This is a genomic window from Enterobacter cloacae complex sp. ECL72 (genome assembly GCF_019056635.1).
In the GTDB taxonomy this organism is placed as follows: Bacteria; Pseudomonadota; Gammaproteobacteria; order Enterobacterales; family Enterobacteriaceae; genus Enterobacter; species Enterobacter hormaechei_C.
Map to the genome: position 1 here is coordinate 1,441,221 of NZ_CP077659.1, position 19,938 is coordinate 1,461,158.

At 53.7% G+C, this 19,938-nt stretch carries 23 protein-coding genes; 12 read left to right on the plus strand and 11 right to left on the minus strand.

Annotated features, from left to right (window positions below):
* Window positions 1-73 precede the first annotated feature (73 nt).
* Complete coding sequence (gene ves, locus KTH07_RS06975) at window positions 74-631, plus strand: environmental stress-induced protein Ves (protein WP_032619838.1); 558 nt, start codon at window positions 74-76, stop codon at window positions 629-631.
* Here ves and cho read toward each other — a convergent pair.
* Both cho and nadE read right to left on the minus strand, forming a co-directional pair.
* Window positions 609-1,487 carry an excinuclease Cho gene (cho, locus tag KTH07_RS06980; RefSeq protein WP_063136382.1) on the minus strand — a complete coding sequence of 293 codons (879 nt, stop codon included), beginning with the start codon at window positions 1,485-1,487 and terminating at the stop codon, window positions 609-611. The genes ves and cho overlap by 23 nt on opposite strands.
* A gap of 115 nt (window positions 1,488-1,602) precedes the next feature.
* On the minus strand, window positions 1,603-2,430 hold the full coding sequence (gene nadE / locus KTH07_RS06985; protein ID WP_003857837.1) for an ammonia-dependent NAD(+) synthetase: 828 nt from the start codon (window positions 2,428-2,430) through the stop codon (window positions 1,603-1,605).
* 231 nt (window positions 2,431-2,661) lie between these two features.
* Between nadE and osmE the strand changes: the two genes are divergently transcribed.
* The 7 genes from osmE (at window position 2,662) to chbG (ending at window position 8,513) form a co-directional block, all read left to right on the plus strand.
* The gene (gene osmE / locus KTH07_RS06990) at window positions 2,662-3,006 is read left to right on the plus strand and encodes an osmotically-inducible lipoprotein OsmE (protein WP_003857836.1); all 345 of its coding nucleotides are present in this window, start codon (window positions 2,662-2,664) and stop codon (window positions 3,004-3,006) included.
* A gap of 281 nt (window positions 3,007-3,287) precedes the next feature.
* Complete coding sequence (gene chbB, locus KTH07_RS06995) at window positions 3,288-3,605, plus strand: PTS N,N'-diacetylchitobiose transporter subunit IIB (protein WP_015570750.1); 318 nt, start codon at window positions 3,288-3,290, stop codon at window positions 3,603-3,605.
* Window positions 3,606-3,685: 80 nt separating this feature from the next.
* On the plus strand, window positions 3,686-5,044 hold the full coding sequence (gene chbC / locus KTH07_RS07000; protein ID WP_017384664.1) for a PTS N,N'-diacetylchitobiose transporter subunit IIC: 1,359 nt from the start codon (window positions 3,686-3,688) through the stop codon (window positions 5,042-5,044).
* A 47-nt stretch (window positions 5,045-5,091) separates the two neighbouring features.
* Entirely contained in the window at window positions 5,092-5,439 is a 348-nt protein-coding gene (chbA, locus tag KTH07_RS07005; RefSeq protein ID WP_003857835.1) for a PTS N,N'-diacetylchitobiose transporter subunit IIA, read from the plus strand.
* Window positions 5,440-5,468: 29 nt separating this feature from the next.
* The gene (chbR, locus tag KTH07_RS07010) at window positions 5,469-6,287 is read left to right on the plus strand and encodes a transcriptional regulator ChbR (RefSeq protein ID WP_017384663.1); all 819 of its coding nucleotides are present in this window, start codon (window positions 5,469-5,471) and stop codon (window positions 6,285-6,287) included.
* Window positions 6,288-6,396: 109 nt separating this feature from the next.
* Window positions 6,397-7,752 carry a 6-phospho-beta-glucosidase gene (locus KTH07_RS07015; protein WP_017384662.1) on the plus strand — a complete coding sequence of 452 codons (1,356 nt, stop codon included), beginning with the start codon at window positions 6,397-6,399 and terminating at the stop codon, window positions 7,750-7,752.
* Window positions 7,753-7,763: 11 nt separating this feature from the next.
* Window positions 7,764-8,513 carry a chitin disaccharide deacetylase gene (chbG, locus tag KTH07_RS07020; RefSeq protein WP_032619837.1) on the plus strand — a complete coding sequence of 250 codons (750 nt, stop codon included), beginning with the start codon at window positions 7,764-7,766 and terminating at the stop codon, window positions 8,511-8,513.
* Between the two features lie 89 nt (window positions 8,514-8,602).
* Here chbG and katE read toward each other — a convergent pair whose 3' ends face one another.
* Window positions 8,603-10,852 (minus strand): catalase HPII, encoded by a 2,250-nt coding sequence (gene katE, locus KTH07_RS07025; RefSeq protein ID WP_017384660.1) that lies wholly within the window; start codon window positions 10,850-10,852, stop codon window positions 8,603-8,605.
* 202 nt (window positions 10,853-11,054) lie between these two features.
* Between katE and cedA the strand changes: the two genes are divergently transcribed.
* Window positions 11,055-11,294: a cell division activator CedA gene (gene cedA / locus KTH07_RS07030; RefSeq protein ID WP_063161991.1), complete on the plus strand. Its 240-nt coding sequence runs from the start codon at window positions 11,055-11,057 to the stop codon at window positions 11,292-11,294.
* Between the two features lie 48 nt (window positions 11,295-11,342).
* Here cedA and tcyP read toward each other — a convergent pair whose 3' ends face one another.
* The 4 genes from tcyP to hxpB all read right to left on the minus strand — a co-directional run bounded on the left by tcyP (window position 11,343) and on the right by hxpB (window position 15,109).
* Window positions 11,343-12,734, minus strand: a complete 1,392-nt coding sequence (gene tcyP, locus KTH07_RS07035) for a cystine/sulfocysteine:cation symporter (RefSeq protein WP_015570743.1) — start codon at window positions 12,732-12,734, stop codon at window positions 11,343-11,345.
* A gap of 127 nt (window positions 12,735-12,861) precedes the next feature.
* The gene (locus KTH07_RS07040) at window positions 12,862-13,452 is read right to left on the minus strand and encodes a metal-dependent hydrolase (protein ID WP_015570742.1); all 591 of its coding nucleotides are present in this window, start codon (window positions 13,450-13,452) and stop codon (window positions 12,862-12,864) included.
* A 95-nt stretch (window positions 13,453-13,547) separates the two neighbouring features.
* A complete protein-coding gene (gene kduD, locus KTH07_RS07045) occupies window positions 13,548-14,309 on the minus strand; it encodes a 2-dehydro-3-deoxy-D-gluconate 5-dehydrogenase KduD (RefSeq protein ID WP_063161992.1) in 762 nt (253 codons plus the stop codon).
* A gap of 128 nt (window positions 14,310-14,437) precedes the next feature.
* Complete coding sequence (hxpB, locus tag KTH07_RS07050; RefSeq protein ID WP_032619836.1) at window positions 14,438-15,109, minus strand: hexitol phosphatase HxpB; 672 nt, start codon at window positions 15,107-15,109, stop codon at window positions 14,438-14,440.
* A 142-nt stretch (window positions 15,110-15,251) separates the two neighbouring features.
* On the opposite strand from hxpB, the gene KTH07_RS07055 reads away from it, so the two are divergent.
* The gene (locus KTH07_RS07055; RefSeq protein ID WP_015570741.1) at window positions 15,252-15,788 is read left to right on the plus strand and encodes a YniB family protein; all 537 of its coding nucleotides are present in this window, start codon (window positions 15,252-15,254) and stop codon (window positions 15,786-15,788) included.
* A gap of 36 nt (window positions 15,789-15,824) precedes the next feature.
* Here KTH07_RS07055 and KTH07_RS07060 read toward each other — a convergent pair whose 3' ends face one another.
* From KTH07_RS07060 to pfkB, 3 genes are all read right to left on the minus strand, one after another.
* Window positions 15,825-16,685 (minus strand): fructosamine kinase family protein, encoded by an 861-nt coding sequence (locus tag KTH07_RS07060; protein WP_032619835.1) that lies wholly within the window; start codon window positions 16,683-16,685, stop codon window positions 15,825-15,827.
* Window positions 16,686-16,790: 105 nt separating this feature from the next.
* Window positions 16,791-17,081 carry a type V toxin-antitoxin system endoribonuclease antitoxin GhoS gene (ghoS, locus tag KTH07_RS07065; RefSeq protein WP_003857822.1) on the minus strand — a complete coding sequence of 97 codons (291 nt, stop codon included), beginning with the start codon at window positions 17,079-17,081 and terminating at the stop codon, window positions 16,791-16,793.
* 91 nt (window positions 17,082-17,172) lie between these two features.
* On the minus strand, window positions 17,173-18,105 hold the full coding sequence (gene pfkB / locus KTH07_RS07070; RefSeq protein ID WP_032619834.1) for a 6-phosphofructokinase II: 933 nt from the start codon (window positions 18,103-18,105) through the stop codon (window positions 17,173-17,175).
* Between the two features lie 296 nt (window positions 18,106-18,401).
* Here pfkB and KTH07_RS07075 point away from each other — a divergent pair, with 296 nt between their 5' ends.
* Together KTH07_RS07075 and KTH07_RS07080 are read left to right on the plus strand one after the other, a co-directional pair.
* Window positions 18,402-19,160, plus strand: a complete 759-nt coding sequence (locus KTH07_RS07075; RefSeq protein WP_032620351.1) for a YdiY family protein — start codon at window positions 18,402-18,404, stop codon at window positions 19,158-19,160.
* A gap of 263 nt (window positions 19,161-19,423) precedes the next feature.
* Window positions 19,424-19,657 carry a hypothetical protein gene (locus KTH07_RS07080; RefSeq protein ID WP_015570736.1) on the plus strand — a complete coding sequence of 78 codons (234 nt, stop codon included), beginning with the start codon at window positions 19,424-19,426 and terminating at the stop codon, window positions 19,655-19,657.
* Window positions 19,658-19,806: 149 nt separating this feature from the next.
* Here the strand turns inward: KTH07_RS07080 and yniD are convergent, their stop codons facing one another.
* Entirely contained in the window at window positions 19,807-19,914 is a 108-nt protein-coding gene (gene yniD, locus KTH07_RS07085) for a small membrane protein YniD (RefSeq protein WP_003857815.1), read from the minus strand.
* Window positions 19,915-19,938 lie beyond the last annotated feature (24 nt).

Genomic DNA, 19,938 nt, shown 5'->3' on the forward strand with positions numbered 1-19,938 from the left:
GTCTGGCCTGACTGCTGCCGATAATACGTCTGTGAAAATGCCCTGGCGCACGGTGCGTCCTTCAGGAGTGGTCATGGAATTCTTTGATATCCGTAAAATGCCGGTCAGTCTCTGGCGTAATGGTGCGGGTGAGACGCGTGAGATTTGCTGTTTTCCTCCCGCGACGCGGGATTTTTTCTGGCGGGCCAGTATTGCCTCCATCGCCAGTAACGGCGAATTTTCCGCGTTCCCGGGCGTTGACCGGGTGATTACGCTGCTGGAGGGCGGCGAGGTGACCCTGGATGCAGGCAGGGCGTTTTGTCATACCCTGAAGCATCATCAGCCTTACCGATTTGCGGGCGATCTGGCGGTGAAAGCCGTGCTCACAGAGGGGCAGATGTCGATGGACTTCAACATCATGACCCGACGGGATTGCTGCCAGGCAAAGGTGCGCGTTGCTACCCGGACGTTCACTACCTTCGCATCACGCGGTGGGGTGGCATTCATATTAAGCGGCGCCTGGCAACTGGGCGACAAATTACTGACCGCCGATCAGGGCGCCAGCTGGGAAGCGGGCAGTCATACCCTCCGTTTACTGGAAACGAAGGGGTCGCTGCTGTTCAGTGAAATTACCTGGCTGCCGGGTCATTGAGGACGATGATCTCATATTTTCCGGTTAACAGTGGCTTGCAGAGAATTTTGTAACCATCCTGATCGAAACCGGCAGGGGTGCGCAGCAGAGCGGTAGCGTCATCCAGATTTTCAACGGCGCCAAGCCAGAGCCAGTTGCGGATGATGTGATAGTGCGTCATCCCATCGCGGGTTTCTTTCAGCGCCACCGCGCCTTCCCACGGCCAGCAGTTAACGCTGATAGAGGCAAGGCCAGCCATAAACCGGGCATGATGTTCTTCAACGCTCTCTTTTCCACAGCACGCCCCGGCGCAGCGTTTCAGCGCTGAGCGGAAACAGGCGCGACCACGGGTGGTGGCTTCCAGTCCTAACAGGCCGTAACAAAGCTGTAATTCATCAGCCAGGGATTGCAGGGTTTGCAGTGCGGCACGTTTGTTGGCAAACAGACCGTAAAGATTGGGTTCATGCGAAAAATCCACTTCCCGGGCATAAACGACCTGCGGTTTTCCTGCGTTAATCTGCAAGGAACACAGCTGGCGGTTGCGGCGCAGGCGTTTGTTAAACAGCGGCTGCTGTTCCTTGATGAGCCGGGCTTCGAGCAGAAGCGCGCCCAGTTCGCCTGCCGTCTCGATCCAGGTGATCCGCCGGGACTGCCTGAGCATCGATGCTTCATCCGGCGTACGCAGGTGCGACATCACCCGGCTGCGGATATTCACGCTTTTGCCGATATAGAGCGGCATGGTGTCGCTGTCGCCGTGGAAGAAATAGACGCCAGGCTGTTTAGGCAGTGCCTCAAGCCAGGGGCGAAGATGCTCGGGATATTCGTAGATAGCCGCCGCTTCGAACTCAAGACGCGGGGCGGATTGACGCCTGCTCACATACTGCTCCATATACTGTTCAGGCATACAGTGTAGCAGGTGTTTGGTGGTTAAAAAAGAGCCGGGTGGCGGCTACGCCTTACCCGGCCTGCAAAGCGGAGTTACCGTTTTGCTTTTACTTTTTCCAGAAATCATCAAACACCGTAATGGGCGGACGGCGCTTATGCTCGGTTTTCAGATACCAGCCTTCGATAATTTTAGCGGTACCTTCGTCGAGCGTTTTGCCTTCCAGATAATCATCGATGTTGTCATACGTAACGCCCAGCGCCGCTTCATCCGGCAGGGAAGGGCGATCGTCCTCCAGGTCCGCCGTTGGCGCCTTCTTATACAGGTGCTCCGGGCAGCCCAACGCCGCCAGCAGTTGCTTACCCTGACGCTTGTTCAGGCGGAAGAGGGGGTTGATATCCGTGCCGCCATCGCCGTATTTGGTGAAGAAGCCGGTGATGGCTTCCGCGGCGTGGTCAGTGCCGACGACGACCCCTTTGGTCATCCCTGCGATACTGTACTGCGCTTTCATGCGCTCACGGGCTTTCTCGTTGCCGCGGACAAAATCGCTCAGTTCAATACCGGCTTCACGCAGGGCCTGCTCGCTGGCCAGTACCGAACCTTTGATGTTTACGGTAAGAACACGGTCCGGCTGAATAAACGCAATCGCATCCTGACAGTCCTGCTCGTCGGCTTGCACGCCATACGGCAGACGTACGGCAATAAATTGCAGCGCGGTGTCACCGGTCTCGTCACGCAGCTCGGAGATGGCCATCTGGCTCAGCTTACCGGCCAGAGTGGAATCCTGACCGCCGCTGATGCCCAGCACCAGCGTCTTCAGGAAAGGGTGTGCAGACAGGTAAGCTTTCAAAAAATCAACGCTACGACGGATCTCTTCATTGGCATCAATCGCAGGTTTCGCGCCCAGCGCCTGAATAATTTCTTGTTGCAGAGCCATTACGCCCTCCCTATGCAGAACCAAACAGAAAGTGTGATCTGTTAAAACTAACCCTTTGTCGGGGAAACGACAAGGATCACAGTTTTGAGTGTACTGTTTTACAGCGATTTAGCAGCTTACCGTTGTTTTATTAGAATTTTCCGAAATTCGTCTGGCGTAACTCGCAAAGTTGAACAATAGTAATTTTTATCCCATGCTTAGTTAACACGCTGATAAACAAGAGGACGGAATATGAACAAGAACGTAGCAGGAATTTTAAGCGCAGCGGCGGTACTGACTATGCTGGCAGGGTGTACAGCTTACGATCGCACTAAAGATCAGTTCACACAGCCAGTGGTAAAAGACGTCAAAAAAGGCATGACGCGTTCCCAGGTTGCAGCCATTGCCGGTAAACCTTCTTCAGAAGTCACTATGATCCACGCGCGTGGTACCTGCCAGACCTATATTCTGGGTCAACGTGATGGTAAGGCAGAGACCTATTTTGTCGCCCTGGATGATACGGGTCACGTGATCAATTCTGGTTACCAGACCTGTGCCGAATACGACACCGACCCACAGGCACCTAAGGCACAGTAAGCCTGCTTGCCTGAGAGCGTTAACAAACCGGCCGGAAGGCCGGTTTTTTTATGCATACGTGAATCTTATTTCTTGGCGCGAATTATTTGCCTGAAATGTGAAGGTAGTCAACAAGCCAGGTCAATGAGAGACAATTTCAGTCTATCCAGAATTATCCCCTCCCTGTACCATTGCGTATACTCACTTCAACGACAAACAATGTTCAGCACACTGCCCGTCAGCCAGGATAGCGAGTCGAGTGATAGCGAGACGGCGGGTAGCCAAACAAGAGGGAAGTTATCATGGAAAAGAAACATATCTATCTGTTTTGCTCTGCGGGCATGTCCACTTCGCTGCTGGTTTCCAAAATGCGCGCGCAGGCCGAAAAATATGAAGTCCCTGTGGTGATTGAGGCGTTTCCGGAAACGCTGGCGGGCGAGAAGGGCCAGACAGCAGACGTTATTTTACTCGGGCCGCAAATCGCTTATATGCTGCCAGAAATTCAGCGTCTGCTACCCAATAAGCCGGTCGAAGTGATCGATTCCGTTTTATACGGCAAGATTGATGGTTTAGGTGTATTAAAAGCTGCCGTTGCGGCGATTAAAAAAGCTGCTAATTAATTTTTTATTTTTCCCGTCAAAGAGTTATTTCACACACAATACGCCGTAACGGTCGTTGCGGCATTTAAGGGTATTTTCCTATGAGTAAAGTCATCGCTTCACTTGAAAAGGTACTCCTTCCTTTTGCTGTTAAAATAGGAAAGCAGCCTCACGTTAATGCCATTAAGAACGGCTTTATTAAATTAATGCCGTTGACATTAGCCGGGGCAATGTTCGTTTTAATTAACAACGTTTTTCTGAGCTTTGGAGAAGGTTCCTTTTTTTATTCATTAGGAATTAGGTTAGATGCTTCAACTATTGAAACCCTTAATGGTTTAAAAGCCATTGGCGGCAACGTATACAACGGTACGTTGGGTATTATGTCGCTAATGGCGCCTTTCTTTATCGGAATGGCGCTGGCGGAAGAGCGTAAAGTGGATCCGCTGGCGGCAGGCTTACTGTCCATTGCCGCGTTCATGACCGTCACACCGTACAGCGTGGGTGACGCTTACGCCGTTGGCGCAAACTGGCTGGGTGGGGCAAACATCATTTCCGGTATTATTATCGGGCTGGTGGTGGCCGAAATGTTCACCTTCATTATTCGCCGTAACTGGGTTATCCGCTTGCCGGATAGCGTTCCGGCCTCCGTTTCTCGTTCATTTTCCGCGTTGATTCCGGGCTTCATTATTCTCTCCATCATGGGGATTATTGCCTGGGCGCTCTCTCACTGGGGAACTAACTTCCACCAGATCATTATGGACTCTATCTCAACGCCGCTGGCGTCGATGGGTAGCGTGGTCGGTTGGGCGTATGTCATCTTTACCTCCCTGCTGTGGTTCTTCGGCGTGCATGGTTCACTGGCACTGGCGGCGCTGGACAGCGGTATTATGACCCCGTGGGCACTGGAAAACGTCGCGCTTTACCAGCAGTACGGCTCCGTCGATGCGGCGCTGGCGGCCGGTAAAACCTTCCATGTGTGGGCGAAGCCGATGCTTGACTCCTATATCTTCCTGGGCGGTACCGGGGCGACGTTGGGTCTGATCATCGCGGTCTTTATTGTCTCTCGCCGCGCCGACCATCGTCAGGTTGCGAAGCTGGCCCTGCCATCAGGCATCTTCCAGATTAACGAGCCGATCCTGTTTGGTCTGCCAATTATCATGAACCCGGTGATGTTCATTCCCTTCATCCTGGTTCAGCCGCTGCTGGCCGCGATTACGCTGACGGCGTACTACCTGGGCATTATCCCGCCGGTGACCAACATTGCGCCGTGGACGATGCCGGCTGGTCTGGGCGCGTTCTTCAACACCAACGGTAGCGTGGCGGCCTTCCTGCTGGCGATATTCAACCTCGGGATTGCAACCCTGCTCTACATGCCGTTCGTGGCGATTGCGAACAAGGCCGCAACGGTTATCGATGAAGAAGAGAGCGAAGAGGATATCGCCCTCGCACTGAAATTCTAAAATTGCACGGCGCGGGGCAACCCGCGCCAGCGGAAAGGAGCTTAAAGATGTTAGATTTAGAGAGTATCGTTGCCGAAGAAACCGCAGAGAACGATCTGGAAGAGGTGGTGATGGGCCTCATCATCAACTCCGGGCAGGCACGCAGCCTGGCGTATGCGGCGCTTAAGCAGGCTAAGCAGGGCGACTTCGTTGCCGCGAAAACCATGATGGAGCAGTCCCGTACAGCGTTAAACGAAGCGCATCTGGTGCAGACGAAGCTCATCGAAAGCGACCAGGGCGAAGGGAAGATGAAAGTGAGTCTGGTGCTGGTACATGCGCAGGATCATCTGATGACCTCCATGCTGGCACGCGAGCTGGTCGCGGAGCTCATCGAGCTTCACGAGAAGATGCAATAAGTCAGTTGAAGTAGCAGGAGGTCAGCACGATGGAAATCAAAACCGCACATGAGCAACAGCTGTTTAATGGCAAAAATTTTCACGTGGTGATTTACAACAAAACGGAGAGCGCCAGCGGTCTGCACCAGCATGACTACTACGAGTTCACGATTGTTCTGACCGGCCGCTACTATCAGGAGATCAACGGTAAGCGCGTCCTGCTTGAGCGTGGCGATTTCGTCTTCCTGCCAATGGGATCTTATCACCAGAGCTTTTATGAGTTTGGTGCGACACGCATTCTGAACGTAGGGGTGAGCAGGCGTTTCTTCGAGAAGCACTATCTGCCGCTGGTGCCGTTCTGCTTTGTGGCGTCACAGGTGTATCGCGTTAAAAATGAGTTTATGACCTGGATTGAAACGGTTATCGCATCGCTGAATTTCCGCGACAATGAATTTGATGAATTTATTGAAACCGTGACGTTCTACGTCATGAATCGCCTCCGCCATCACCGTGAAGAACAGCAGGTGGTGGATGATATTCCTCAGTGGCTGCGCAGTACCGTGGAGCTGATGCACGATAAAGGACAGTTCAGCGATAACGCCCTGGAGAATATGGTGGCGCTGTCGGGTAAATCGCAGGAATATTTGACGCGCGCCACGCAGCGTTATTACCGTAAAACGCCTGTGCAAATCATTAATGAAATCCGCATTAACTTTGCCAAAAAACAGCTGGAAATTACTAACTACTCTGTCACCGATATCGCTTACGAATCGGGTTACAGCAGCCCCAGCCTGTTTATTAAAACCTTTAAAAAATTGACTTCATTCACACCGAACAGTTACCGCAAAAATTTAACGGTAATTAATTAACTTTCGGCGGTTTATCCGCCAGGAACAGTGACGTAATGGCTTGCCCAAATAGCGGGAAGAGTACGCTATACCTTGCAGGCGATTAACCTGATATGCTAAGGGAGATATTATGCAACAGAAATTAAAAGTCGTAACCATTGGTGGCGGCAGCAGCTATACCCCGGAATTACTTGAAGGTTTCCTGAAACGGTATCATGAATTACCGGTCAGCGAATTATGGCTGGTGGATGTTGAAGAAGGTCAGGAGAAGCTGAATATTATTTTTGAACTGTGCAAACGCATGGTTGAAAAAGCGGGCGTGCCCTTAACCGTGCATAAAACGCTGGATCGCCGCCTGGCACTGAAAGATGCTGACTTCGTGACCACGCAGCTGCGCGTCGGCCAGCTGAAGGCGCGTGAGCTGGACGAGCGCATTCCGCTGAGCCACGGTTATCTGGGCCAGGAAACCAACGGGGCAGGTGGCCTGTTTAAAGGCCTGCGTACTATTCCGGTCATTTTTGACATCATTAAAGACGTGGAGGAGATCTGCCCGAACGCCTGGGTGATCAACTTTACCAACCCGGCCGGGATGGTCACCGAGGCAGTCTATCGCCACACCGGTTTCAAACGCTTTATCGGCGTCTGCAATATTCCGATTGGCATGAAGATGTTCATCCGCGATGTACTGGAACTGACCGATAACGATGATCTCTCCATTGATCTGTTCGGCCTGAATCACATGGTCTTTATCAAAGATGTGATAGTGAACGGGCAATCGCGCTTTGCGGAACTGCTCGACGGCGTCGCCTCTGGTCGCCTGACCGCGGCCTCGGTGAAAAACATTTTCGATCTGCCGTTCAGCGAAGGGCTGATCCGCTCCCTGAATCTGCTGCCGTGCTCGTATCTGCTCTACTACTTCAAGCAGAAAGAGATGCTGGCCATTGAGATGGGCGAATACTACAAAGGTGGCGCACGCGCTCAGGTTGTACAGAAAGTAGAGAAGCAGCTGTTTGATTTGTATAAAGATCCGAACCTGAACGTCAAACCGAAAGAGCTGGAGCAGCGCGGCGGGGCATACTATTCGGATGCCGCGTGTGAAGTGATTAACGCCATTTACAATGACAAGCAGGCCGAGCACTATGTAAACGTTCCCCATCACGGGCACATCGACAATATCCCGGCAGACTGGGCCGTTGAGATGACCTGCATTCTTGGGCGCGAGGGTGCAAAACCACATCCCCGCATTACCCACTTCGATGATAAGGTGATGGGCCTGATTCACACCATCAAAGGCTTTGAAGTGGCGGCGAGCAATGCGGCCCTGAGCGGCGAACTGAATGACGTGCTGCTGGCGCTGAACCTCAGCCCGCTGGTGCATTCTGACCGTGACGCTGAAAAACTCGCGGGTGAGATGATCCTGGCGCATGAAAAATGGCTGCCAAACTTTGCTGCAACGGTTGAGAAACTGAAACTCACACACCGTTAAGAGGAGGCGCGATGGAAAACCTGCTGATCGTCAATGCCGATGATTTTGGCCTGTCAAAAGGGCAGAACTACGGCATTATTGAAGCCTGTCGCCGGGGCGTCGTGACCTCTACAACAGCGCTCATCAACGGTGAGGCGGTGGAACATGCGGCGCAGTTAAGCCGTGAGCTGCCCGAGCTGGGCGTGGGCATGCACTTTGTGCTGACGCTTGGGTTGCCCCTTTCGCCAATGCCGGGCCTGACGCGCGACGGCCAGCTGGGGAAATGGATTTGGGAAATGGCGGAGCAGGGCGCTCTGCCGCTCGATGAGATTGCCCGCGAGCTGGATTGCCAGTTTAACCGCTTTGTGGATGTGTTTGGCCGCGAGCCTACCCATATTGACAGCCATCATCATGTGCATATGATCCCGGCGATTTTCCCGCTTGTGGCAGAGTTTGCGCAACGTAAAGGCGTGGCGATGCGCGTGGATCGTGAGGTGCGCGGGTTGCCGGACGTCGCGGTGACGTCAACGGAGGGGTTCAGCAGCGCATTTTATGGCGACGAGATCGACGAAGCGCTGTTCCTGAAGGTGCTGGATGACTCCGCCGCAAAAGGGGAGCGCTCGCTTGAGGTAATGGCGCACCCGGCGTTTGTCGATAACATCGTACGTAAGAGCGCCTACTGCTGGCCGCGTCTGGCAGAACTGGATGTGCTGACGTCGGCGTCGTTAAAGTACGCGATTGCCGAGCGTGGGTATCGTCTGGGGACGTTCAGGGATCTTTGAGTTAAAGCCCGGTGGCGGCTTCGCCTTACCGGGCCTACAAAAGCAATCGAAATGTAGGCCGGGTAAGCGCAGCGCCACCCGGCTTTTTTTTACGCCGGTATCTGGTCAATCTTACTGCTGCGCGACCACACGCGGTGGGCGGCAAGCAGGTCAAACAACCGGGTCATAAACGCATCGTCAATGTTATCACCTTCGACAATGCCTTCTTCCCCTTGATCCGGTACCTTCAGCAGAGATTTAAACTTCCGCGCATCGCCTGCCAGGGCGATTGGCTTCAGGTGCTTATAGGCTTCCAGCAGATAATAGGCGGCATCACCGTTACCGAGCAGGCTCTCAACGTCGCCGCACGGCATAATCACCGCGTCAACCGTCAGCGACGGTGCCCCGGCGAAGGTCGCGGCAATTGGCAGGACAGAGCCATCGTCGGCTGTCACTTCACCCATGCGGGAGTAAAGCAGTTTGGCATGTACGCCCTGGGTTTTGAGCGCCTTCATGATCCCCAGCACGTCGCTGGCGCGCGGTTTATCATTCAGCAGGATAGCCACTACGCGGCCTTTAATTGACCCGCCAGGTACCGCGTACAGGCTCAGGGACGGATCCTTCTTCAGCCCGTTCACGTCTTTTGGCGGTGCGGCATGGCATTGCTCGTCAGTCAGCGTGATGCCGAGATTATTCGCCACGCCCTGAGCAAGCTGGATATCAATATGCGCCAGATGGTCGACCACGCGCTCGCGAATGTAGGTACGCACCACTTTGCTCAGCTCAAAGCTGAAACCGCCGATAATGTGCTGCTGTTCAATCGGGGTCTGGCTGTTCCAGAACAGGCGAGGCTGAGCGTAATATTCGCCGAATGACGGGCTGCGCTCGCGAATTTTTGTTCCGTCCACGCGCTCCTGATACGACTCAAATCCGCCACGTTTTGGCCCCGGCGGGGTTTCACGCGGCCAGTTATCGTTAATGGAGTTTGGCTCGTAGTTCGCCGGGTTGGTATCGATATCCTGGCGATGCATCCCGTCACGCTGGAAGTTATGGTACGGGCAGGTCGGACGGTTGATAGGAATTTCGTGGAAGTTCGGTCCACCGAGACGGCTGATCTGCGTATCGGTGTAAGAGAACAGACGGCCCTGTAGCAGCGGATCGTTGGTGAAATCCAGCCCCGGCACAATATGGCCCGGGTGGAACGCAGCCTGCTCATTCTCCGCGAAGAAGTTATCCGGGTTGCGGTTAAGCACCATTTTGCCCACTAGCTGAACCGGCACCAGCTCCTCAGGAATAAGCTTGGTCGGGTCGAGCAGGTCGAAGTCGAATTTGAACTCGTCCTCTTCCGGGATCAGCTGTAACCCCAGCTCGTATTCCGGGAAATCACCGGCTTCAATGGATTCCCACAGTTCGCGACGGTGGAAGTCCGGATCGCGCCCGGTCAGCTTCTGTGCTTCATCCCACACCAGGGATGCTTTCCCCGCGACCGGTTTCCAGTGGAAACGCACAAACGTCGCTTTACCTTCAGCGTTAATCAGACGGAAGGTATGAATACCAAACCCTTCCATGGTGCGATAGCTGCGTGGGATCCCCCGGTCAGACATCGCCCACATCACGTTGTGAAGGGTTTCCGGTTGCAGGGAGACGTAGTCCCAGAAGGTGTCATGCGCACTTTGTCCCTGCGGTATGGCCCAGTGTGGCTCTGGTTTTACCGCATGGACAAAGTCAGGGAACTTATGCGCATCCTGAATGAAGAAAACCGGGGTGTTATTCCCGACGAGGTCGAAAATGCCCTCTTCGGTATAGAATTTGGTGGCGAAGCCGCGGATATCACGCACCGTATCGGCCGAACCCGCGCCGCCCTGTACTGTAGAGAAGCGCACAAATACCGGTGTGATTTTGTTCGGATCGGAAAGGAAATCCGCCTTCGTGATCGCCTTCAGGCTCTTGTACGGCTGGAAATAGCCGTGCGCCGCGGAGCCGCGAGCGTGAACGATACGCTCAGGAATACGCTCATGGTCGAAATGGGTGATTTTTTCCCGCAGGATGAAATCTTCCAGCAGCGTCGGGCCGCGCGTTCCGGCGCGCAGGGAGTTCTGGTCATCGGCGATACGCACGCCCTGATTGGTGGTCAGCGCATAGCCTTCACCCCCTTTGCGGTGCGGGTCGAGAGATTTTAACTTCTCGTTATCCGCATCGGGCGACTTCACGCTTCCCGGTGCAGTAGGTTGCTCGCCCGGCGCAGACAGGCCCGGCGACGGTTTATGAGAGCCATCCGCAGGGGCGAGTGAGTCCATTCCCGGTTGAGATTCTTCGGTGCCATGAATAGGGGCTTGATGTGGTTTATCATTGTTCGACATTGCACGATTCTCCTTTGTTCGTTCCTGAAAACCCTATTAAGGATAGAACAATGTGATGAATTAGCAGGCGAACTAAGCGTTTTCAGATAAGTGATTAGCGAAAGGAGCCATCTGCCTCACGTCAGGCGCGACGGGTGGGGGGAGAATCGGCTATGATAGAAATTTCCTGCTTTAAGAATTTGCTTTAGTGAACCCGTCGCTTATGAAACCTCTTCGTCAACAAAACCGCCAGGTTATTAGCTATGTGCCCCGCGTTGAACCCGCGCCGCCTGACCATGCCCTGAAAGTGGATGGTTTTCGCGATGTCTGGATGTTACGGGGTAAATACGTTGCCTTCGTGCTGATTGGCGAGCACTTCCGTCGCTCCCCTGCGTTTATGGTGCCGGAATCGGCGCAGCGATGGGCTGTGCAGACCCGCCAGGATGAAGAGGTTGAAGAATAACAGCCATAAAAAAACCGCCCGCAGGCGGTTTTTTTATTTCAGCCGTGATTAACGATGGGCCAGTTCCGCATCTTCTTCACTGTCGAGAATCGTTTTGTCGGTCTGCTTCAGCCACTGGCTGGTCAGGGTACCGGCGGTCATTGAGCCACTCACGTTCAGGGCGGTACGCCCCATATCGATCAGCGGTTCAACAGAGATCAGCAGGGCAACCAGCGTCACCGGCAGTCCCAGCGCAGGCAGAACGATCAGCGCAGCGAAGGTCGCGCCGCCGCCCACGCCCGCAACACCGGCGGAGCTAATGGTCACGATACCCACCAGCGTCGCAATCCAGACCGGATCCAGCGGGTTAATCCCCACGGTTGGGGCAACCATCACGGCCAGCATCGCCGGGTAGAGACCCGCACAGCCGTTCTGCCCGATGGTGGCGCCAAAGGAGGCCGAGAAGCTGGCGATAGACTCCGGTACGCCCAGACGACGGGTCTGTGCTTCCACGTTCAGCGGGATAGATGCCGCGCTGGAACGGCTGGTGAAGGCGAAGGTCAGCACCGGCCAGACTTTGCGGAAATATTTCAGCGGGCTAACGCCGTTCACGCCCAGCAGGATACCGTGCACCACAAACATAATGCCCAGCCCCAGATAAGAGGCGATCACAAAGCTGCCAAGCTTGATGATGTCTTGCAGGTTAGAGCCTGCCACGACTTTGGTCATCAGCGCCAGGACACCGTACGGCGTCAGCTGCATGACCAGACGCACCAGCTTCATCACCCAGCTTTGCAGGGTATCGATGGCTGTCAGAACGCGCTCGCCTTTCGGCGCATCGTCCTTCAGCAGCTTGAGCGCCGCCACGCCCAGGAATGCCGCGAAGATCACCACGCTGATAATGGAAGTTGGGCTTGCACCGGTCAGGTCAGCGAACGGGTTCTTCGGAATGAAGGAGAGCACCATCTGCGGAACGGTCAGATCGGCCACTTTACCCACGTAGTTGGTCTCAATCGCCGTCAGACGCGCGGTTTCAGCGCTACCCTGCACCAGACCTTCAGCAGTCAGGCCAAACAGATTGGTTACCAGCACACCCACCAGCGCCGCAATCAGCGTGGTGAAGAGCAGGGTACCAATGGTCAGGAAACTAATTTTACCCAGTTGAGAGGCATTATGCAGGCGGGCTACGGCGCTCAGAATAGAGGCGAATACCAGCGGCATAACGATCATTTGCAGCAGCTGTACATAGCCGTTACCGACAATGTTGAACCACTGAATAGAATCTTTCAGTACCGGGCTATCGGAGCCGTAAATGGCGTGTAAGGCCAGGCCAAACACCACGCCCATGACCAGACCGACCAGTACCTTTTTCGCCAGGCTCCACTGTTTGTGGCGAGCCTGGGCGAGAAGCAATAGCAATACGACGAACACAACAATGTTCGCGATGAGTGGAAAATTCATCCCCGTTCTCCTGATTTATTATACGGTCGGTTTTTACCGAACCTGTTGGCGCAAGGTTATCAGAAGTGTGATGTCGCGCTTATATCCATATGGAATGGTTTATGACAAAAGTGATTATATTGTCGGTTTAATGTTCAATCTGGTGATTAATAAAACGATTGAACTGAAATTGTAGCGAGTTGATCATTTGCGATGACCAGCGCACTGCACCATTTTCGGGCAATGTCTGCGGCATCCACACGGCATACGCAAACAGCGCCATACACAGAACGCGCTCCAGCTGGTTGCCTTTTTGCGGCACGAGGATTGGCAGACGGAAACGCCAGCGGCAGGGCCAGAGCAGCGGTACACCTGCTGGCGTCAGCATATCGGCGAGGATATGGCTTAAGTAGCCGAGCACCATGCCCTGAATGGCATCCGCCGGGACGATCCAGCTCTCCGGAACCTTCAAATAGAAGAGTGTAAGCAGGCCGAATACGGCCAGCAGGCTGTGGGTAAACCCGCGATGACCAAAGGCTCTGGCGATGGGTTTTGAAATCCACTTCAGCCGCTGGCCAAGGAATGACTTTGGATGATCTATGTCCGGCAGGAGGCAGGTCAGCACGGCGGAAGGGACAATATGCCACCAGTCCCCCTGTGCCAGCACAGGGGTCAGTTCAGCGTTTTTGGCAAACACTGCACAGGCAAGTGAAAAAAGCAGGTGGCCTTCCGCCGTCATGATAAAACCCGGTAAACTGTCGATTCATACAGTATAGGGTTTTTATACAGTGTGTGAAAGAGGTGACGGTGTAACTCTTTGTCACAAACGCACGGTTAGCGCGCCAGCCAGCCACCGTCTACGGCGAGGGTATGACCGTTAACGTAATCAGAGGCCGATGAGGCCAGGAACACCACCGGACCCTGTAAATCCTCCGGCAGACCCCAGCGACCCGCCGGAATACGGTCGAGGATCGCCTGGCTGCGCTGCTCATCATCGCGAAGCTGCCGGGTGTTATTGGTCGCCATATAACCCGGCGCTATAGCATTCACATTAATGCCCAGCGTTGCCCATTCGTTCGCCAGCAGGCGGGTGAGGCCCAGCACGCCGCTTTTGGACGCCGTATAGGAGGGCACCCGGATGCCGCCCTGGAAGGAGAGCATGGAGGCAATGTTAATAATCTTGCCGCCCTGACCCTGCGCGATAAACTGTTTCGCCACTGCCTGAGAGAGGAAAAAGACCGATTTCAGATTGAGATCGATGACCTCGTCCCAGTCCTTCTCGCTAAATTCCAGCGCATCGGCACGGCGGATGGTGCCGGCATTGTTAACCAGAATATCGATGCGGCCCATCTCAGCGACTGCGGTATCCACCACGCTCTGAATACTCTCCTGCTTGACAAGATCGGCGCGAATCGCGATAAAGCGTCGTCCCAGCGCCGTAACGCGCGCTGCCGTTTCGTCAGGAACCTTGCGGTTAACCCCCACGATATCGCATCCTGCCTGGGCGAGGGCAATGGCCATACCTTGCCCCAGACCGGTATCGCACCCGGTCACCATCGCCACTTTTCCTGCCAGAGTAAAAGCATCCAGTATCATACGCGCCTCAGAAGTCAGGTTATTGTCATTCTGCACGTAAGAATAGGAGTCTGGAATGAGAAAAGCAAATAAAGTAAAACGTTGTTTTGATTTGGCGAGACAGGCAGCCGAAGCTGCCTGAAAGAGCGTTACTCCCCGCGCAGATGGCGGGCAGTCAATTCTTCAAGAGACGTCAGCCTGACGTCCGCGAGGGCAAAACGGGGATCGTGTCGGCCTTCTTCAGCCGGCACAACGATGGAGCGCATACGTGCGGCTTTGGACGCCACCATACCGTTAACCGAATCTTCCAGCGCCACACAGGTAAGCGGATCCAGCCCCAGTTTCGCTGCGCAGTCCATATACACCTGCGGATGTGGCTTGCTGTAAGGAAGCTTTTCGGCCGAGGCCAGCGCGTCGAAGCTGTCGCGCAGCCCGAACATCGTCAGCACTTTTTCCAGCATATGCAGCGGTGAGGCGGAGGCCAGCCCCACTTTCAGCCCTTGTGCCTTGCACAGGGCGATAGCGTCGCGTACGCCCGGTAACAGAGGCTTATACTCTTCTACGAGAGAAATGGCGCGGTTGATAATGCGCGCCGTAACTTCGTCGCGATCCGGGCCAACCCATGGCTGGTGGGCATACCAGAGGTCAACCACCATATCGATGCGCAGCCCCAGGGTATCGGGAAGCTCGTTACGACGACTGATATCGACGCCGAGGCTGGCCATCACCTCCAGTTCAGCCCGATCCCACAGGGGTTCGGAATCAATCAGCAATCCATCCATGTCAAAAATAGCGGCAAGTATCTGGCGCGGGGTCGACATTACAACATCTCCTTATCTTGGGGGGTAAGACGAACGGTGCTAAGCACAAGCAATTTAGCATATTGCATTCAAAGAGCGGGCGAAAATGACCGACAGCAGGTAGACTTAGGCACAAATAACGCGTCTTTATGAAGAGGAACTAATGACGTATCAACAAGCTGGACGCATCGCGGTCTTAAAACGTATTGCTGGTTGGGTTATTTTCATTCCCGCCCTGATTTCAACGCTGATCTCCGTACTCAAATTTATGTACGATCACAGCGAAAAACAGCCGGGCATCAACGCCGTTATGCTTGATTTTGCCCACGTCATGATTGAGATGATGCGGTTTAACACCCCGTTCCTGAACGTCTTCTGGTTCAACTCGCCCACGCCGGATTTTCACCACCAGCTGAATGTCGGTTTCTGGATAATCTATGCGTTGATATTTATCGCGATGGCGTTGCAGGCCTCCGGCGCGCGCATGAGTCGCCAGACCCGCTTTTTACGCGAAGGGGTGGAAGACCAGTTGATCCTTGAGAAGGCGAAAGGCCCTGACGGGATGAGCCGCGAGCAGATCGAATCGCGCATTGTCGTGCCGCGTCATACCATTTTCGTGCAGTTCTTCCCGCTCTACATCCTGCCGGTCATTATCATTGTGGCCGGGTATTTCTTCTTTACGCTGCTTGGCTTCCTGTAAATGTTAAGGGAAGGGGCGAGAAGCCGCCCCCTCCCGCTATGCGGCCAGGATACGGTCCAGCGCCCGCTGGGCATTCACCAGATGACTCCCGCCAAACAAAATAGCCCGGTTTAGCAAGGTGTACAGCTGATAAACCGGCTGACGATCAAGGAAACCCGCAGGTAACGGCGAGACAGACTGATAGCCATCATAAATTTGCGGCGGCTGTTCAGGGTGCAACGGCAGCATCGCGAGGTCACACTCTCTGTCGCCCCAGTAGCAGGCCGGGTCAAATATATAGGGACCATCAGGCCCAAGCGCGCAGTTGTTCGACCATAAATCACCGTGCAGAAGGGATGCCTGAGGCTGATGCGAAGCCAGACGCTGCTGAATGTGTTCAACAATCGCGTCGATGTTGCCGAACGCTAATCCCTTTTCAGCGGCCAGCTCCAGCTGCCAGCCGATGCGCTGCTCGGCGAAAAAAGTCGACCAGCGGCGCTGCCATGCGTTTGGCTGTGGGGTGGTGGAGAGGTCATTATCAAAATCGAGCCCAAACTGAGGTTGATCGCTCCACTGGTGCAAACGGGCGATCTGTTGCCCGAGAATAAAGGCGTTGTGCGCATCCAGAGGACGCGCGGGAAGATAGTTCATCACCAGAAAGCTATAGTCACGATCGCTGCCGACGGCTAAAACCTGCGGAACGGTGACTGTTTTACTGCGTGATAACAGCTCAAGCTGATCGGCTTCGGCAGTAAAAATGGGGAGTAATTCGCGCTCATCACATTTAACGAAAAGATCGCGCCCGGCGTAACGTAAATGCCATGCGGCATGGATCTCTCCGCCTGGCAGTTCGTTACGCAGTTCAATTTCACCTTCACCCAGCTGCTCACTTAAAAGATGACTGATAGCCTGCCACATGATGTCTCTCCCATGTTGTCTGCCAGATCATAAAGTTAGCGCAAAACGGCTATAAAAAAACAGGAACTAACGCACAACTGAGCGGTTTAATTTTGTACAGGGCACTTATTGTTCTTTTTTATGCCAGTTTTCCCAGCTATCCACATCAATTTCCGTGGCTTTGTCAGTCACGCTTTCCACCAGACTACTGGCCAGCGCCTTCACCTCTTCCTGACTCAGCGGGCTTATCAGGCCAAATGCCAGTGAGCCGAGATCGTGAATATTGCCCTCATCGTCCGTCAGCGTGAGCAGAAAATTGGCGCGCGTGAACGCGTTGTTGAGTTCATTCAGTTCGGTCAGCGACGCCTCATGAATATTCACGGTTACGACGTAGCGGGTGATATCACCACTGCTCATAATTCACCTCGTTGTTATCCTGAAAGTTTTCTTAGCATAGTCGATATGCCCTGTTTAGCGACTTCCCCCTCCATGGGAAGGGGAAGCAGGTTCAGCTTCTCGCCAGGTAATCGACAATTTTCTGGGTATCCGCAAGCGAACACAGACGCGTTCCCTGGTTTATGGTGGCTGCACTCCCTGCCGCGACGCCATAGCGTGCCATCTCCAGAAGCGAAGCGCCCTGCGCCAGCTTCAGCACCATCGCGCCAACCATACTGTCACCGGCACCCACGGTGCTCTGGCTTTTCATCGGCGGTGGCACAACCTGTACAAAGCCCGTCTTGTCGACGGCCAGCGCACCCTGAGGACCGAGAGAGACCACAACGCGATGCGCTTTGCCCGTACGTACCAGCTCTTCTGCGGCAGTACGAACGTCATCAGGCTGGCTGAGTTCTCGATTAACCAGGGCACTGAGCTCTTTCTGGTTAGGTTTAACGAGTTCAAGTTGTCCGGGTTCTAACGCCGCCTTCAGGGCTTCGCCCGAGCTATCGACAATGCAGCGGATGCCGCGCTGGAGCGCCGCCTGAACCAGCGCCGTCAGTTTTTCTGTTTTGACGCCCGGCGGCAGGCTACCGCTGATCACCAGTAATGCGCCGCTTTCAATGGTCAGCACTTTCTCTTCCAGTTGACGAAACTCATCATCGCTCAATTTCGCCCCCGGCATCACAAAACGATATTGCTCGCCGCTGGATTCAACATGGACATGCAGGTTCTGCCGGGTCCAGTCTTTAGCATCGACGGTGTCTACGGCCACCTGTTCATCTGCCAGCAACGCAACCAGATGTTCTCCCGTGGCACCGCCAGCGGGGAAGATGGCGGTGGCTTTTCCGCCGAGATGGGTAATAGCGCGCGCCACGTTGATGCCGCCGCCGCCCGGCTCAAACACCGGCGCGCTACAGCGCAGCTTACCTTCCGGGTAGATTTGCGGCGTCATGGTCGCGGAGTCGAGGGAAGGGGAGAGTGTCAGCGTATAAATCGAAGCCATCATGACCTCCTTTTATCATGGGTTCTTTTAAGCCTGGCACCGTTTGGCAGGAAGGCAACGTAAATAACAGTATGATTTTAAATATGAATGCTGACAAATAACCTGCGCCGGGCATATAAAATAAAACACGTTTTGGGATCGTTCTTATTCAAAAAATGAAAGAAGAAAATATTGCTATGTTATTTGCGGCTTTTTATAATTTGTTACCTTTCTATGGTCGCCTTGTCATTGATCCGCAAGAAAGTTTCCGAGACCGTGACGGTCTCTTTTTATGTTGTACGGACTCCTTAAATAAAATGAAGCTTTTGAAGACAGTACCCGCAGCACTGATGCTGGCGGGTGGCGTATTTGCGTCACTGAATGCAACCGCCGATGATACCGTTTTTACTGTCATGGACGATCCCTCCACTGCCAAAAAACCCTTTGAAGGTAACGTGAATGCCGGGTATCTGGCGCAATCCGGTAATACGAAAAGCTCCTCCCTGACCGCAGACAGCACCCTGACCTGGTACGGCAACACCACGGCCTGGTCGCTGTGGGGAAATGCCAGCAACACCTCTGCTAACGATCAACGCTCATCAGAGAAATACGCGGTAGGCGGACGTAGCCGATACAACATGACCGATTATGACTACCTGTTCGGGCAGGCGAGTTGGCTGACTGACCGCTACAACGGCTATCGCCAGCGTGATGTCGTGACTGCGGGTTATGGTCGTCAGTTCCTCAATGGGCCGGTGCACAGCCTGCGTTTTGAATTCGGTCCGGGTGTCCGTTACGACGAGTACACCAACGGCGAAGATGAAACCCAGCCGCTGGGTTATGCATCGGGCACCTATGCATGGCAGATGACGGACAACACAAAATTCACCCAGGGTGTGTCGGTGTTTGGTGCTGAAGATACAACGCTGAACTCAGAAAGTGCGTTGAACGTGGCCATCAACGAACACTTTGGACTCAAGGTGGCGTACAACGTAACCTGGAACTCATCCCCACCTGATTCTGCGCCGGAACATACCGATCGCCGAACCACGATTTCTTTAGGTTATAAAATGTAATATCGTCGGGCCGGGATTATTCTCGGCCCGTTTTTTATTTTATGAAACTGTGCTTATTTATATTAAACGGCGTTTTAAAATAATGGGTCTGGTTTCATCTTCATAATTTCTCCATAATTAGCCGACCAGGGCTTATTCAGTTTATTTGACACGAATTGATAAATAATTTGACTAGGCAAGAATGTGATCCAGATCTACACTTACGGCACAGGCGAAAAACTCGCCTCAGGCATATCGCATTAAATAAGTATGAGAATAAAATTATGAAAAAAATCAAAACCGCTACAGCAGCGATGGTGCTTTCCGCACTTTCATTTGGCGTATTTGCTGCTGATAATATGACGCAACCTGCCAGTGACGTTAACAGCCCAATCGGGATCGCTAAAGCCTCGGATGTAGAAGCAGGCTCCAACATTGCCCCTGGCTCTCAGTCTACCGGCCAGTCAATGAATGATGCATTTGATGTACACAAGCTGGTGGCGGGTGAGTGGTCCTGATATTTCAACTGCCACGTGTGACGGAATATATACGCTGTCACAGCCTGTCGAAAACCGGATTATGACGTACCGGTTTTGGACCATAAATTAACGTAAAGATAGTTAAGATTTATTCAGTAAATTCACGGCACGTTTTCGCTGACAAAATATTAGCCCCAGATCATTGCGGCCCAGCGCAGCAGCAACATCGCGCCGCAAATAGCAATTAACACCACGACCATTTTCCAGTGCTTCACGGCAAATCTTTTTGTTGGCATAACCTAATCCTTGTCAGTTGATAC